Raw genomic sequence first — 16406 nt, forward strand, 5'->3', positions numbered from 1 at the left:
CTCGCATCGGGGCGGGGACGACAACGTGCAGCGCCACCGGGAACCGGTCGACGTCCATCTCGTCCTGCGGCGTGGCGGCGAGGTGCTGCTGAGCCGGCGGGCGGGCGACACCTACGCCTCGGGCCTGCTGCACATGCCCTCCGGGCACCTCGACGGAGACTTCGAGGACGTGGTCACCGGGCTGGTCCGGGAAGCCGAGGAGGAACTGGGCATCATCATCCGGCCGACCGATGTCCGCGTCGCGCTGGTGATGCAGCACCGCAGCCCCAATGGTCACAACCGCACCGGCTGGTTCTTCGAGGTCACCCGGTGGTTCGGCGTCCCGCGCATCGCCGAACCGGACCGCTGCTCACAGCTGGACTGGTTTGCCCTCCATGACCTGCCCGCCGACATGGTGGCGTACTGCCGGGCCGGCCTGGAGGCGTACCGGGACGGGCGCTCCTTCGCGCTGCACCTCCAGGAACCCGACGACCCGATCGCCTACGACGCGAACGGGCCAAACCGTCTGCACCCCTTGCCCACGCGGGCGCCGGACCCCTACGCCGTCCTGGGCGAGCAACTCGGCACGTTCGCTGAACAGACCATCGGCCCACTGAAGGAGATCACGGACGCCTCCTGGGCGCGGGAAGCGTCCCGCGTGTGGCGGCTTACCGGACGCGACAGCGGGAGCTGGTTCCTGAAGGTTCACCAGGGGCCCAAGTTCCACCAGCGTGAGGCGGGCGCCCTGAGAGAGTGGGCCCCGGCCCTCGGAGCCGGCCACGCCCCACAGCTCGTCGCCGCCGACCCCGAACAACTCGCCGTGATCGTCAGCGCGCTTCCCGGCCGCGTACTCCACGGCGCCGACCTGAGCATGGCCGCCTGGCAGTCCGTCTACCGCCAGCTCGGGCAGCTCCTGCGGGCCCTCCACCTCGGCGAGCCCCCGATGATGGCGCAGGCCCTGGGCGGGCTGGCCAAGCTGGATCGGCACCTAGCCGCAGCCGACGGGCTCCTCGAGCCCGGGGAGGAGACGCTGGTGCGGTCCCTCGCCCTTCACCTGCCCCGTGTCCCGCCCGTCCCCCATGGCCGTCGCCACGGTGATGTACAGCGGCGCAACCTGCTGCTCGACGACCACGGGACCCTGGCCCTCATCGACTGGGAACGCGCTGAAATCGGGCCCCTCGTCAGCGACTTCGTACGCATCGCCGACACCTGGATTGACGCGCCCGAGCTCGAAGCCGCCCTGTTCGACGGCTACGGCCGCACGCTGTCCCCGGACGAGGCCCAAGCGCTCAAGGGCCTGTCGGCCCTCGACGCGCTCAGCGGCATCCAGTACGGCGCCGCGCACGGCGACCCCGAACTCGTCGAGCGCGGGCATCGCACCCTGCACCGGCTCCGGAAGGAGGCGGCATGACGACATCCGATCCCACGGCAGCGGAGCGGGTCAATGAGGATGCCTGGCGTGAGTACGGGCGCAGGCAGCTCGACCGCGGCTACCAGCCCCCGGAGGTCACCGAGATCGACTGGGGGTTCTGGGGCACCGGCCCCGGCACCCGCGTCCTCGGCGACGTCGCCGGCTACCGCGTGCTGGACCTCGGCTCCGGGGCCGGAGTCCACGCCGCGCATCTCGCCCGCGACCACGCGGCCTTCGTCGACGCCATCGACATCTCCCCCACCCAGCAGCAGCGTGCCCGGAACCGGTTCGCCTCCCTGCCAGGCGCGCGGTTCCTGACCGGTGACACCGTGTCCCACCTGCGCGAGAGTGAACCCTACGACCTCGTCTACTCCGTGCACGGCCTGTCCTACATCGACCCGCACCGGCTGCTGCCCGTGCTGCGCGACGGGATTCGGCCTCACGGCGGACGACTGGTTTTCTCCACCCTGCACACCAACCTGAACGGGCTGGGCCCTTCCCCCGCTGTCACCGCCCGCCAGGAGGAAGTGCGGCTGGCGAAGACCGCCCCGATCCCGGTGCAGATGTGGATTCTCGCCCCCGAAGTCTGGGAGCGGCTGCTGGCCGAGCACGGTTTCGCCGTCGAGTCCATCGACCTCTTGCACGCCCCGGGTGCCGACAACCCGGTGGTATGCCAGCTCATCCAGGCCCGCCGCCTTTCGCACGCCGACGCGCCCAGGGTGGTGGCTCAGGAGCGAAGCCTTCGGCCACCGGTCGCCCAGGCGGCCCTGGGGGTCGGCATCATCGTCTCCACCCCGGACGGCCGCGTGCTGATGGGGCAACACCGCCTGGGTACCTACGAGTTGCCCGGCGGCAAGGTGGACGCATGCGACGGTGCCGGCGAGTCCATCGAGACCGCTGCGATCCGTGAACTCGCCGAGGAGACCGGCCTCGTGGCACACCCCGAGGACGTCCGGGTGCTCGCCGTGCTTCTGGACGCGAGGCACAACCTCAACCGCCTTACCGCCGCGGTCCTCATCCACCGCTTCCAGGGCACACCAACCGCCAAGGAACCGAAGGTGGTCGCGCAGTGGCAGTGGCGCCGCCTGGACGATCTACCCAGCCCGCTGTTCGTGCCCTCCGCCCAAGTCCTCAGCTTCTGGCGCCCCGACCTGCCCATCGACCATGCGCCCGCCCACCGCTATCCCGTGCGTTTGTCCCCGTCCGCCTCGGCCGCGCACTGACCACGACGCAGAAGGAGTCCCGCCGTGACACCGGCGCTGTTCCGATTCGGCACGTACAACCTGTTCAACCTGCAGATACCGACCACACCTGACGCGAAGCAGCGCTACGAGCTGATCGTGGGAAACATCCGTTCCACCTTCCAGAACCGCACGGGCGTCCTCGGCGTCCAGGAACTCCTCGGCCCCACCAAGAGCGATGCCCAACAGTTGCTGCGTTACCTCGCCGAGGACACCGGCCTCATGTGTGAGGTGATGCCGGTCCGCGGGAGGAGAGCGATCCCCGCTCTGGCCAGCCAGGCACCCGGGGCGAGTGCCCACCGCTTCCACGTCGGCCTGCTGTGGACCTCCGACATCGAGCCGGTCCCTGGTACCTTCCGCGCCTACGAGGGCGGCAGCGACTTCTGGCACGGCCTGGCCATGGCCGACTTCCAGGCCGGCGGCCCGGTGCCCACCCGCTGGTGCTCGTACCACGCCGACCCCTTCCGCCCGGAGCGGCGCCTCCAGGAGGCCCACCGCGTGCTCGCGGTGTTCCAGGAGCCCGACGTGGCCGGCGGCGTCGCAGCCGACTGGAACTCGATCAGCGCCGACCGCCGCCCGGACGGCTCGTACTACGACCCCGAGCCCTACCTGGAGCAGAACCACCGCAAGCTGCGATACCAGGTCACCTTCGACCCCAACAACCCCAACGCTCCCAAGCGAGCGAACCGCGAGGCCGGGGAGTTCCTGCGGCGCGACCCGGGAGGGCTGCGGGACAGCGCCGCCGTCTTGGACGTGCCGTGGCAGTGGTCTTGCGGGCACTGGATCGACGCCAAGGGGCGAGCCGACGACTTCGGCCGCCGGCGCATCGACACCCTGCGCGTCACGGAGAACGTCGCCGCCACCGCTCGCGCGCACCGCACCCACTACGGGCCTGACGCCGAGGCCGCCTCGGACCACCTGCTGGTCACCGCCGACTTCGCCCTGCACGAGCTGGGGGTGACAGCAGCATGAAGGCTTTCATGAGTGCCGGCCGACGATGGCGTGCTGAAGGCGCTCCTGCCGAGGACAGCGTCCGCCCGCATGTGCTGTGGCTGCCGCCGGCCGAGGTGATCGACTACTTCCGGGAGGTACGAGAAGTCCTCGCCCCGTACGAGGACATCGTGGCCCCGATCGCCGACGACGACCTGCACTGGACCATCCAGGGCGCCCTTTCGCACGACTACGCAGACGAGCGCGTCGGTCCCCGGCAGCTCAAAGACGCCGCCGAAGCCGTCCGGATCGATCTGGCCGAACAGAAGCCGTTCACGATCGACATCGGCCCGGTCGCGCTCAGCCGCAGCGCGATCCTCGCCCGCGTCTGGCCCCATGACGCCTCCTCGAACCCGCCGCTGCACCTGAATCTGCGAGTCCGAGCCGGTCTGACGAACGCCGGCCTGGTCCTGCCCGAGGCCACCGAGACGTACTTCCCGCACATGTCGGCCGCCTACGGGAAGGTCGACACCCACTACCTCAACCAAATGGACCGGGCAGACGACCTCGCCTCCTCCCTGCTACGCCGCGCTCGTCATCACGTGACCGTGCGCGTCAAATCCGTGTGGCTGGTGATGGAAACCCAGCATCCCGACCGCCACGCCTACACCTTCGAACGTATCCAGGAGCTGCCCCTGGGGCGTTGAACAACAGCCGGCTTCCGCCAGCCGGCATCCATCGCCGAACCACCCTGCAGTTGGCGCCGACGCCGGAGGCGAAGGCGCACGAGGCCCCGTAAGGAATCCCTCTATGACCGATGTGACCGTGTCCCCCGACGAGGCCACCCGGCTCCGCAACAAGGTCGTCGACCAGCTCAAGGAGGACGGCACGATCGTGTCGCCCGCGGTCGAGGCCGCCATGCGCAAGGTGCCCCGGCACCTAGCCGTGCCCGAGGCGCCGCTCAGCGACGCATACAGCACGTACAACGCCGTGATCACCAAGGAGGACGAGCACGGCAATCACACCAGCTCGGTGTCCGCTCCGCAGATCCAGGCGATCCAGCTGGAGCAGGCCGGCATCCGCCCGGGCGACAACGTGCTGGAGATCGGCACCAACGGGCCGAACGCCGCGTACCTCGCAGAGCTGGTCGGGCCCACCGGTCAGGTCACCACCGTCGACATCGACCCCGCGCCCGCCGACCGAGCCAGGCGGTTCCTCACCGAGACCGGCTACACGAGCGTCAACGTCGTCGTCGCCGACGCCGAGAACGGCCTTCCCGAGAACGCCCCCTACGACGCGATCGTGGTGACGGTCGGCGCCTGGGATATCCCGCCTGCCTGGATCGACCAGCTCAAGGACGATGGTCGGCTCGTCGTGCCGCTGCGCATCAACGGCCTGACCCGCACCTACGGGTTCGTCCGGCAGTCTGACCACCTCGTCGCCACCAGCGCCCACGTGTGCGGTTTCGTGGCGGCACAGGGCGCCGGCTCCCACACGCAGCAGGTCATGCAGCTGCCCGGAGAGGAGGGCGTCACGCTGCGTTTCGACGAGGGCTTGCCCGCCAACCCCTCTCTGCTGGACGGCGTCCTGAACAGCGCCCGCGCGGAGACGTGGACCGGGGTGACCGTCGCCAGCCAGGAGCCCATCGGCACCCTGCAGATGTACCTGTCCACACAGGTCCCCAAGTTCTGCTTCATGTCCACCAACCCCGAGTTGGCTACCGGCAAGATCGGCCCCACGGGCAACAGCTGGTCCATGGTCGCCATCGACGGGCCGCACTTCGCCTACACCGTCGTGCGCCGCGACACCGAGAAGAAGACCGCAGAGTACGGCGTCCACGCCTTCGGGCCCGACGCGGCCGAGTTCGCTGAGCGAATCGCCGACCTCTTCCGCACCTGGGGCGAGAAGGTCCGCGGCGCTGACGGCCCGCGCATCGCCGTCTACGCGGCGGGCACGCCCGATGACCGGATCACCGGCGACCGGATCATCGACAAGAGGCACAGCCGGATTTCGATCTCCTGGCCGACCGTCTGAACCACGGTGCTGAGCCAGGGCGTTCTGCACCATCCCATCGGACAAAGAGAGTGATCGCATGACCACTGCCGTACTCGACCACCCCACCGCCCCGGCCGTGCTGCCGGTCGACGGCCTCGCCGACGACGACTTCGAGCTGGACATCAAGGTCGTCATCTCCGAGAGCCCCCTCACCGTCTTCATGTGCCCCACCAGTGACGGCTGCGGCAACACCTGCGTGAACGGGGCCAGCGCCTGCCAGTCCTCCATCGAGGACGCCGCCTAATACGTGGCGTCCGCTGGGGCGGCAGCCGATCATCGCTGCCGCCCCGGCACCACCCGTCCGCGCACCCCACAACAGGAAGGGACACTGGTGGCCCACGGAGTACCCCTCACGTATCAGTGGCAGCCAGGAATGCTGCTGCGCGCCTCCACCGCTTCCCGGCCGATCCCCGTGCCGGACTTTGACCTGCACGGCGACGACGCCACGATCCGCGGTCGGCAGTGGCTGGAGGAGGTATGGCGCGCTCCAGTGCCGACGGCGCTGTCCGCAGCCAGCCCCGTTCTGTGTCAGCGCGTCGCCGAGATCCTGAACGGCACCGTCACCGACGGCCGCCGTATCAGGCGGGCCGTCCGGTCTGTTGCCGCGTACCTCCTGCGGTGGAACCACCGGCCCACGCCGTTCGGGGTATTCGCCGGCGTCGCCCCCGCTGAGCCCGCTCAAGCCGCCCACATTCTGTGGGGTGAGGGGTACCGGACTGTTCTGCGGCCTGATTCCGACTGGCTGACGGACGTCATTATCCGCCTGGAGAGCCACCCCGCTCTGCTGGCCCGGCTGACGGTCGTGGCCAACAACACCGGCCGCTCCCGCGGCACCCGGCACGTGGTGGACGGGATGCCGACTGACGCGCACACCTCTGGTTACGCCCCCATCGAGCTGTCGGTCCGCCTGACCCGGCCCGTGGCTGCCGTGCTGGAGGCTGCCCGTACCCCGATCCCGTACGAGCTGCTCGTGCACCGTCTGTCCGGGCAGTTCCCCACCGCACGCCCCGAGCAGCTCGTCGGCCTGATCTCCGACCTATTGAGCAAGCACATCCTGATGAGCAGCCTGTGGCCCCCGATGACGTCCGTCGACACGCTCGCCCACATATGCGATGAGCTGGAGAAAGCAGACGCCACCGGCATACCCGACATCGCAGAGCTGGCCTCCCAGCTCGCTTCGATCCGGGGTGGCTTGAATGACCCGGACACCGTCGCCCCTTGGACGCTCGGAGACCCGCTGACGCAGAGCATGCAGCACGTGAGTACCACCGGCCGCGTCCCGCTGCTGGTCGACGCCGCACTGGACTGCACCGCCCACATCCCCGAAGCCCTCCTGGCCGAAGCCGCCGAGGCAGCCCAGGTCATGCACCACCTGTCGCCTCATCCGTACGGGTATCCGCAATGGCGCGACTACCACCAGCGGTTCCTCGACCGATACGGCAACGAGGCCCTCGTGCCCGTACTGGATTTGGTCGCGGACAGCGGTCTCGGCCTGCCCGCGGGCTTCCTGGGCTCCGAGCGCGCCCGCCCGCCCTATGAGGTGACCGACCGGGACGAGAAGATCCTGCGCCTGCTCCAGGAGGCGATGCTCGAAGGGAGGCGTGAGCTGGTCCTCACCCGGGCGACGATCGCCGACCTGACCGCCCACCACACCGAACCGCTGCTGCCCCTGCCCCGGGCCGAGATCGCCGTGGAGATCCACGCCCCCACTCTGGAGGCCGTGCAGGGCGGCGACTACCGGCTGCTGGTCACCGGCGCCCCCCGCCCCGGCAGCAGCATGCTCGGCCGGTTCGCACACCTGCTCCCGCCGTCCGCTCAGACCGCGCTCACCGACTCGTACGCGACCGCTGGCCCCGGCGCCATCGCGGCGCAGCTGTCGTTCACCCCTCGCCGGCGCCGCAACGAGAACATCGCCCGCACCGTGCAGGTCCTGCCCTTCACCATCCCTCTCGGCCAGCACCACGAGTCCGGCCCCGGCGTGATCCCGCTCGACGACCTGGCGGTGACTGCGGATACCCGCCGGTTCTATCTGGTGCGCAGGTCAACGGGGCAGCACGTCGAGCCTCGCGTCACCCATGCGCTGGAAGCGTCCGTCCACACACCGCCGCTCGCCCGGTTCCTGGCAGAGATCACCACCGCCCGCAGCGCCGCCTACCGGGCGTTCACGTTTGGCGTTGCCGCCACCCTGCCCTACCTGCCACGCGTGCGGTACAAGCGGACGGTCCTCGCGCCTGCCCGTTGGTTGCTGTCCGCCGAGGAACTGCCCGGCCGGTCCGCCCCCATGGCCGACTGGGACAAGGCACTGGCCCGATGGCGCGAACGGCTCTGCGTCCCCGATCGCCTTGCTCTGGTCGAAGACGGCCAGCAGCTGCCCCTCGGCCTCGACCAGCGCATCCACCGGGCGTTGCTGCGCGCCGGCGTCGACCGCAACCGCGTTGTCGAACTGCGCGAAAGCACCACTGCGCGGGACTGGGCATGGATCGGCCGCCCCCACGAGCTCCTGATCCCTCTGGCGAACTCCACCCCCGCCGACCCGCCCCGCCTGCCGGAGGCCGCTGCCGCCGCCCCTGGGACGCCCAGCCAGCCCACCGTCCTGTATGCCCGACTCTTCGCGCACCCCCAGCGCTACGACGAGATCCTGTCCGGCCACCTGCCCACGCTGCTCGACCAGTTCACCACCATGCCGCTCTGGTGGTTCAGGCGCCATCGCAACACAACCCGACCGGACGCCGACCAGTATCTGGATCTGTACCTGCGCCTTCCCGATTCAGCCGCCTTCGGTCCGGCCGCCCAACTGGTCACCGGCTGGGCAGACGCCCTCAGCAGCCAACATCTGGCGTCCCGCCTGGAGTTGGCTACCTATCCGCCTCAGACCGGCCCGTACGGGCACGGCCCCGCTCTGGACGCCGCGCACCTGGTGTTCGCTGCGGACTCGGCCGCCAGCGTGGCGCAGATCCGTGCCGCTGCGGATGACGCCGCCACCGGGCAGGCCCTGACCGCTGCGAGCATGTTCGACCTGACGGTGCGGTTCACCGGCGACGCAGATCAGGCGTCGGACTGGCTGACCCGCACGCTCCCTCGAGAACGCGGCCCCATACCCCGGGATCGAATCGTCCTGGCCCAGGCTCTGGCTGATCCCGAGCGCACCGCTCTCCAGGCCCTGCCGGGCGGCCCCGCGGTCGCTGCCGCCTGGCGGCAGCGCGCTGCCGCCCTGACCGCCTACCGGCAGCAGCTGGCCACCGGGCACAACGCCGACAGCGTGCTGCGGTCGCTGCTCCAAGAGCACTGCGTGCGGGCGCTGCCCGTCGACCCCGATCACGAACGCGCCACCGGCCGGCTCGCCCGGGCCTGCGCCTTGCGACACCGGGAGCGGCAGCCGTGACCACCGCAACAACCAGCCCAGCCGTGCTGGCGGACGCCTTCGCCCGCCACCTGGCCACCCCCGTCCCGCCGCCCGAAGACCAGCCCTGGGCAGCGCAGGACCTGGCCGCCGGCGCCGCAGGATCCGCGCTCCTGCACATCGAGCGAGCGCGTACCGGAGACGGCACCTGGCAGCAGGCACACCCCTGGATCAAGACCGCCGTCGCCACCCCCGTCAGCGCCGCCGACACCAGCGGCCTGTACCTGGGGGCCCCTGCGGCAGCGTTCATGCTCGGCTGCGCCGTCACGGACGAGGCACCCAGGTATCAGGACGCGCTGGCAGCCCTGGACCACCACGTGGCTCAACTCGCCCACCGCAGATGCGACGCAGCGCAGACTCGCATCCGCCAAGGCCGTCCAGCCGGCTTCCACGAGTACGACATCTTCTACGGGCTCACCGGCATCGGCGCCTATCTGCTGCGCCGGTCCCCGTCCGGCACCGCGATGGCACGCGTCCTGGCCTACCTCGTACAACTGACCCGCCCCATCCGGCATGGTGACCAGGGCGTGCTGCCGGGCTGGTGGGTCGATCACCAGCCCGACCTCACCCCGTCCACCGTCCCCGCCGGCCACGCCAACTTCGGCGCCGCCCACGGTATTGCCGGCCCGCTGCTGCTCCTTTCCCGCGCCCTGCGCCAAGGCGTGAGGGTCGACGGCCAGGAAGACGCCATCGACACCATCCTTCACTGGCTCGATACGTGGCGGCAGGACGGCCCCGCCGGATTCTGGTGGCCCGAGCACCTCCGCCTCGGTGAATTCCGCGCCGCCCGACCCGCCCAGCGCGGCCCGGCACGGCCCAGCTGGTGCTACGGCACCCCCGGCATCGCCCGCGCCGGACAGCTCGCCGCCCTGGCGCGCCGCGACCCGGCTCGCCAGCGCCTGTACGAGGACGCCCTGGTCCGCTGCCTGACCGATCCCGATCAGCTGTCCAAGATCACCGACGCCGGTCTGTGCCACGGCTGGGCGGGCGTCTACCAGACCGCCTTCCGCGCCGCCCACGACGCCTCCGCCCCGGCCCTGCGCGCCACCCCGCCCGACCTGGCCGCCGCCCTGACCCGGCACGCCCAACCCGGCCGCGACCCCGGCCTCCTGCAAGGCGCCGCGGGCACTGCCCTCGCCCTGACCACCGCAGCCCAGGACGCTGCGCCGACCTCGGGATGGGACGCATGCCTACTGATCGACTGATCCAGCCCGTCCTCCTGGAAGCGACCCTGCAAGCCGTGCTGGACGTCCTGGCCGGCACCGGCACGGACACCGCCGCAGCCCGCGCCGGACTTGAGCCCGCCGACCTGGACGCCGCCGTCGCCGTCTACCAGCAGGCCGGGCACCAGGCCCTCGCCCAGCAGGCGGGACCTCCGGCATGGCGTCAGCTGTACATCCAGTTCACCGACTGGGCCAAGGCCGAGCAGATCGCCGTCGACCACTTCGCCCCCGTCCTGGACCAGGCCCAACAGGACGGTCTGATCAGCGGGTGGTGGTTCATCCGTAAGCACCCGTGCTGGCGGATGCGGCTGCTCCCGGCCTTCGGAACGCAACTCCCCCTGGCACTGACCGACATGCTCGACAAACTCACGGCTGCAGGGCGAGTCCACCGCTGGTGGCCCGGCATCTACGAACCCGAAACCGCAGCGTTCGGCGGCGACACCAGCATGACCATCGCCCATACCCTGTTCCACGCCGACAGCCACGCCATCCTCACCACAGCTCATGGCGAGCTGGGCCGCCGGGAGTTGTCACTGCTGCTATGCGCGACTCTGATGCGCGCCGCCGGACTGGAGTGGTACGAGCAAGGAGACGTCTGGCACCGCGTCACCCGGGAACGGCCCCTCCCCTCAGACGTACCGGCCGCCAAAATTCACGCCATGGCCGACAGCCTCCGACAACTGCTCATCGCCGACACCAGCCCCGCTGGCCCCATGCTCCAGTCGGACCGCACCCTCAAGTCCGCCGCCGACTGGGTGAGCGCGTTTCGGCAGGCCGGAGGAGACCTCGGCACAGCCGCCCGGGACGGAGCCCTCGACCGCGGCCTGCGCGACGTCATCTCCTACCACGTGATCTTCCACTGGAACCGGATCGGCCTGCCCGCCCGCACCCAGAGCGTTCTCGCTCACGCGGCACATACCGCGATCCTGCATCCCGCTGACCCCACGGAAAGGCCGATGCCGTGACCGCGCCACCACAGCACCCACAGGCAAGGCTCCGTCGGCTCTCCAGGCGGTTTCCGCTGGTCATCCGGTCCCATCTCGTCTACCCCAGCTTCGCCGCCCGGCTCGACGAAGTCCGCACCTGCGGGGAGAAGTCGGCGCAGGACGGACCCCTCCGCGACCGGATCAACCTCGCATGTGCCACCTGGAACCTGTCCGCGCTGATCGCCTCCGACTGCGGGCTGACCGACCTGGCGACGGACCTCTGCCTGCGTCAGCTCCGTCTCTTCCAGGCCGCATGGCCTGTCACCGGGGACACTGCCATCGCCAGCCTCCAACCCATCGTCAACCTCGTACGACTGACCGCCCGAACGGGCGATCCACAGGCCGCCTTTCAGCAGCTCATGAGCGTGCACCGCGCCGCCCGTGACGGCGGCAGCGTGACCGTCCACGGACAGGCCATCGACCTCACGGGCTTCACCACCGACGCCGTCCTGGACTACATCCAGCCCTGGCTACATGACCTCTTGCTCGACGACGGCACCCGGCTCCTGGTCGCCGCCGGCCAATGGCATGAGGCGGCAGAACACGCGATCGCCTACGACGAGCAGCCCGAGCGGCTGTACGGCAGCAGGCAAGCACGCATCGTGGCGAACCTGCATATGGACGCTCTGGACACGGCCAACTCCCTGATCGACAAGGCCAAGATCACGGAGCCGTGGGAGGAAGCCGTCGCGCAGATCCTCCGTCACTACGGCGACCACCTTGCGGGCCGCGCCACAGCAAGAGGGTTCGCCGCTACGGCACTCGCCGTGCGGGATGCGCTGGAGCCGGACCCGCCACACCTGCGCATGTTCCGGGTGCGGCTGGCCCTGGCGGCGATCGACCTGGCGCCGGAAGGCGCTGAAACCCTGGCGCGCCCCCTGTACGACGCGATCGTCAGCGACACCACACAGGCGCGGGACGCGTACGCAGCACGCGAAATCCTCCGCCACCCCGCCCCACCGGCTGACAAGTGGTCACGCCACGAGCTGGAGGCGATCGTCCACGACGGCGGCCTCGGCCGGGGCACCCTGCCGGAATCGGTTCTGTCCACGTTGATGCGGGCTGTCAGCACGGCTGGGACGAGCCTCGCTCAGTGCCTCACTGAGGAGGGAGGTGTAGCGCCGCATGCGAGACAGCCAGGTGTCAGCTGATGCAACTACCGCCGATGCTCTGGGGGCGTGGGACGCGGGCCGCTCTCACCCGCCACGCAATCGCCGCCTTCGACCACACCTGAGTGCTACCGACCAGCAGGAGGCTGGGGCATCGGCTGCGCCACCAAGTCGTTTGTGTAGAGGCGCAAGCCACCGACGCGCCTCCCCGTCGTTCCACCCCGCCAGCCCCTAACCTCGCGCGAATGGAGACCACCGTGACGCCCGTCACCGATCCCGCCGTATGGCGCGACGAGCTCGTGAGCCGCCTCGTCGACAGCGGCCACCTGCGCACCCCGGAAGTCATCGCCGCGTTCCGGGGTACCGATCGCCACCGGTTCCTCCCCGGCGTCGACCTTCAGAGCGCCTGCGTCGACGACGCCGTGGCGATCAAGCACGACGCGACGGGCGCGATGCTTTCCTGTATCTCCGCCCCCTCCATCGTCGCCACCCAGCTCGAACAACTGGGCGCCCAGCCCGGCCACAAGATCCTCGAAGCAGGGGCCGGCACCGGTTACAACGCCCGGTTGCTGTCAGAACTCGTCGCTCTCGAAGGCCATGTGTGGACCGTGGATGTCGACGAGGACCTCGTCGACGGCGCGCGGAAGAACCTCGCTCAGGCCGGGGCCGCAAACGTCACCGTCGCACTGGGCGACGGCGCCGCCGGTCTGCCCGAAAATACGCCCTTCGACCGCATCCAGTTCACGGTCGGCGCTGGCGACATCCCCGTGCGGATTCTCGACCAGCTCGCCCCCGATGGACGCCTCGTCATCCCGATGCGGATTCGCGGCAGCATCTCCCGCAGCTTCGCGTTTGAACGCGACGGCCAGACCTGGCGGACGGTCTCCACCGAGATGATGACGTTCGTCCCCCTGCGCAAGGGCGTCTGCAACGACGTCCGAACCATGGTCGACATGGCAGGTGACGGCGACGTGCGCTTGGAGACCTACAGCGAGCAGAACGTCGACCGCGAGGCGATCCGCACCGTCCTGGACCAGCCCCCAGCCGAGATCTGCACCAACGTGAAGTTCCGCAAGGGCGACTCCTACGAGTGGCTCTACCTGTATTTGGCATACGTGCTGCCGAACGGCCTGTCCCGGATGCCGGGGTCCCGCTCCGGCCTCATCCCGAACTTCGGCTGGGGCTCGATGACCGCACTCGACAATGACTCCTTGGCCTACCTCACGAAGCGGGAAGGCGAGGACGAGCACGGCACGTTCTGGCAGATCGGCGTCATGGGCCACGGCCCGCGCGCCTCGGAAGTAGCCGACCAGGTCGTCACCGAAATCAGCGAGTGGAACCAAAGCTGGGGCAACGGCTCACCCGAACCCAGCTTCCGCATGGCCGTTGGTGACGCCCGCAACCAACTGACAGCCTCCGAACCGCGCTTCGTCGTGGACAAGCCCTGCAGCCGCCTCGTCGTCGACTGGCCCCGCAGGAGTTGAGCCGACGATGTCACCACAGCAATGGAGAGAATTCAGTCCGATTGACCAGCATCACCGAACATGCAGCGCAGCGGTATTTCCCGTTCTGAGTGCCAACACCCTTGTGCACCATGCATTTTTCACAGGCTTCTGACCTGAGAGCATCGATTACTTCCCTGGTTTACCTGTAAAATCAACGAAGGCCGGAAACGGTCACCCGGGCGTCGCGGACATGACGCGAGACGACAAGTCTGCGCCCCCCGGAGGACATCGTGCCTGCCCCGTTTCCCGCCTTAGCCGGTATGACGGCCCATCTCGGCCGCGCACGGACCAATGCGGTCACCAGCTGCGCAGGTGCGCCATCCTTCAGGCGCGCCGACGCTTCAAGTCCCGCAGCCACGCGGGTCATTGCCGCCGACCCGATTGGCAACGCGGGGCCCCCCGGACGCACTCGCCCAGCAGAAACCCAATTCCGTGAGCATCACTGTCTCCCTGGTTGTTGTGCTGGCCGTCATGGTGTGGCTGCTGATCCGAAAAGGCGGCCTCAAGACCGGCCACGCAATAGCGGCCGTGCTCCTCGGCTTCTATCTCCACGACAGCTCGCTCGCTCCGTCCATCAGCCACGTCGTACAGAGTGCGGTCGAGACGATCAGCGAGATCCGCATATAGACCGGCCGCCGGGGCACCCCCGTGGACCCGGGCCGTACGCCGCCTCCCCCGTCGACTGCGGTCTGGTGCGCGTGCCTCGGCGGCCACTCCCGCCCGAGTCCCGGCCTGGCCGCCGCTGGTGCCGCGCGCGAAGCCGGTGCGCTGCCAGCCCGTTCCAGGCCGGCTGTCCCGTCCTCCCTGTCAGGACCACGTTCCGCGAGGTCACCCATGTCTAATCTGTCATGCCCGCGCCCAAACGGTCGCCGACGTGGCCAGCGACGGCGCGCGCACGGTGCCGAGCCGCTGCGCACCGAGAAGGGGCTGCGCCTGCGGCTGCGGCTTCTGGTGCTCATGCCCGCCCTCTTGGCCTCGGCGATCTTGTGCATGGCGGCTGCCGTCGGCACGGCGGCCCGCTTCCATGTGGACGGCTGGATCCTCGGGGCGGTGGCAGCAGCCGCGGCTCTGACGGTGCTGGTCTCTGCAGACTGGCTGGCGGTTCGCACCGCGGCTGACCTGCACCGGCAGCGCAGCGAGTACAGCGAATCGGTGCACGGCTGGCTGCGGCACTTCCAATCCGGCGTGGACGAAGGGCGCAAGAGCATCAGCGATGCTCTGGAGCAGCTCGACCGGGGCGAGCGGCCATCCGCCCCCGACTTCAGCGCGGCACAGGCGAACTCCGACAGCAACCCGTGGAACGACACTGAGGTCGCTCTGCTCCAACTGCACTCAGAAGCCTGGCGGGCGGTGGTGAACGGGCGGCAGACGGAACTGACCCAAGCGCTCGTCTATCTCGCCGGGGGCTTGACCCTGCTGCTCGTACGGGCGCTCGGCATCGTCACAGAGCTGACGAAGCAGGTCCAGGACCCGGACGTGCTGTACAGCGTGTTCGACGTCAACAATCTACTCAAGCGCATGCGGCGGTCAGCTGGACGGCTGGCGGTTCTGGGCGGGGTGAAGGCGCGCACGCTGAACCAGCCGATCGGGCTGGTGGACCTGCTGCGCGGCGCGTCGGGGGAAATCGAGAAATACGCTCGGGTCCGCATGCACACATCCACCCTGGATGTGCAGGTACCGGGCTTCGCCGGTCCCGATCTGATCCACCTGCTGGCCGAGTTGGAGGAGAACGCCACTCTCTGCTCGCCGCCGGACAGCAAGGTCGCCGTGCGCGCGACGAGGGTCACCGCAGGTCTGGCCGTGGAGATCGAGGACCGGGGCATAGGCATGGCCCAGGGCGAACTCGACCGCTACAACCGGATGTTGGCCGATCCCCAGGACACGGACCTGGCCGAGCAACTGGCCCATCGCCAGACCGGCCTGCTAGTGGTGGCCAAACTCGCCCGCCGGTACGGCATCCACGTGCGACTGCAGCAGAATCTCATGCACGGCATCACGGCACTCGTGGTGGTGCCGGACAAACTCCTGCTCTGGCAGGACGAGCCGGCGGCACCGTCGCAGGCTCACGCATACGTTCCCGCCGTACCGGGCCCAGCGGCGCAATTCGCGGGGCACCCCGGTCCCCGACCGGCCGGCGGTCCCAGGCCCAGCCCCCCTGCCGCGCCCCCCGTTCCCGCCCCGGCGGCGGGGACGGCGCCATTGCCCTACCGTGACGCGCGGCGTACCCAGGAGCAACAACCCGTCGCCCCGGCAGCGACCATGACAACGCCTGCGCTCGGGGTAGCACCCGACACTCGTCCCCAGTTGCCTCGGCGGACACCACAGGCGACGGTCCGCGAGGATGCGGCCCCTTCGGAGCCAGCGGGCGCCCCCGTCTCGTTCGCGCCGCCGGATCCGGGCTTCGTCAGCAACTTCGCCCAGGGCGTGCATCGCGCGGAGCAAGCCAGCGTGGACAGCGAGGCGCGACCGCCCGAGGGGGACGCACGCTAACCCCGCAGCGCGCCCCACACATCCTTCGTGCCTGGCTTCGCGCCTGCGCACCAGCCCGTACAGCGTACGGAGATACG

13 protein-coding genes are annotated in these 16406 nt (G+C 69.8%); all 13 read left to right on the forward strand.

The genetic code is table 11. The features are described from left to right. Positions 1-25 precede the first annotated feature (25 nt). Positions 26-1390: a phosphotransferase gene (locus tag OG718_RS21350; RefSeq protein ID WP_328844847.1), complete on the forward strand. Its 1365-nt coding sequence runs from the start codon at positions 26-28 to the stop codon at positions 1388-1390. Further along, on the forward strand, positions 1387-2613 hold the full coding sequence (locus OG718_RS21355; protein WP_328844848.1) for a bifunctional class I SAM-dependent methyltransferase/NUDIX hydrolase: 1227 nt from the start codon (positions 1387-1389) through the stop codon (positions 2611-2613). The genes OG718_RS21350 and OG718_RS21355 overlap by 4 nt, the downstream gene beginning before the upstream one ends. A 24-nt stretch (positions 2614-2637) precedes the next feature. Continuing rightward, complete coding sequence (locus OG718_RS21360) at positions 2638-3603, forward strand: hypothetical protein (RefSeq protein ID WP_328844849.1); 966 nt, start codon at positions 2638-2640, stop codon at positions 3601-3603. Positions 3604-3611: 8 nt separating this feature from the next. Next, entirely contained in the window at positions 3612-4268 is a 657-nt protein-coding gene (locus tag OG718_RS21365) for a 2'-5' RNA ligase family protein (RefSeq protein ID WP_328844850.1), read from the forward strand. Between the two features lie 103 nt (positions 4269-4371). Further along, positions 4372-5595 carry a methyltransferase, FxLD system gene (gene fxlM, locus OG718_RS21370; protein WP_328844851.1) on the forward strand — a complete coding sequence of 408 codons (1224 nt, stop codon included), beginning with the start codon at positions 4372-4374 and terminating at the stop codon, positions 5593-5595. A gap of 58 nt (positions 5596-5653) precedes the next feature. After that, the gene (locus tag OG718_RS21375) at positions 5654-5860 is read left to right on the forward strand and encodes an FxLD family lanthipeptide (RefSeq protein WP_127177387.1); all 207 of its coding nucleotides are present in this window, start codon (positions 5654-5656) and stop codon (positions 5858-5860) included. Between the two features lie 87 nt (positions 5861-5947). After that, positions 5948-8998, forward strand: coding sequence for a lantibiotic dehydratase (locus OG718_RS21380; RefSeq protein ID WP_328844852.1), 3051 nt, complete (start codon positions 5948-5950; stop codon positions 8996-8998). Then, positions 8995-10221: a lanthionine synthetase C family protein gene (locus OG718_RS21385; RefSeq protein ID WP_328844853.1), complete on the forward strand. Its 1227-nt coding sequence runs from the start codon at positions 8995-8997 to the stop codon at positions 10219-10221. The genes OG718_RS21380 and OG718_RS21385 overlap by 4 nt, the downstream gene beginning before the upstream one ends. Continuing rightward, a complete protein-coding gene (locus tag OG718_RS21390; RefSeq protein WP_328844854.1) occupies positions 10203-11204 on the forward strand; it encodes a thiopeptide-type bacteriocin biosynthesis protein in 1002 nt (333 codons plus the stop codon). The genes OG718_RS21385 and OG718_RS21390 overlap by 19 nt, the downstream gene beginning before the upstream one ends. Next, the gene (locus OG718_RS21395) at positions 11201-12376 is read left to right on the forward strand and encodes a hypothetical protein (RefSeq protein WP_328844855.1); all 1176 of its coding nucleotides are present in this window, start codon (positions 11201-11203) and stop codon (positions 12374-12376) included. The genes OG718_RS21390 and OG718_RS21395 overlap by 4 nt, the downstream gene beginning before the upstream one ends. Positions 12377-12579: 203 nt before the next feature. Further along, positions 12580-13818 (forward strand): methyltransferase, FxLD system, encoded by a 1239-nt coding sequence (gene fxlM / locus OG718_RS21400; protein WP_328844856.1) that lies wholly within the window; start codon positions 12580-12582, stop codon positions 13816-13818. A 453-nt stretch (positions 13819-14271) separates the two neighbouring features. After that, positions 14272-14466: a hypothetical protein gene (locus OG718_RS21405; protein WP_328844857.1), complete on the forward strand. Its 195-nt coding sequence runs from the start codon at positions 14272-14274 to the stop codon at positions 14464-14466. 207 nt (positions 14467-14673) lie between these two features. Continuing rightward, positions 14674-16329 carry an ATP-binding protein gene (locus tag OG718_RS21410; RefSeq protein ID WP_328844858.1) on the forward strand — a complete coding sequence of 552 codons (1656 nt, stop codon included), beginning with the start codon at positions 14674-14676 and terminating at the stop codon, positions 16327-16329. Positions 16330-16406: the final 77 nt, after the last annotated feature.

The organism is Streptomyces sp. NBC_00258, assembly GCF_036182465.1.
Classification (GTDB): Bacteria; Actinomycetota; Actinomycetes; order Streptomycetales; family Streptomycetaceae; genus Streptomyces.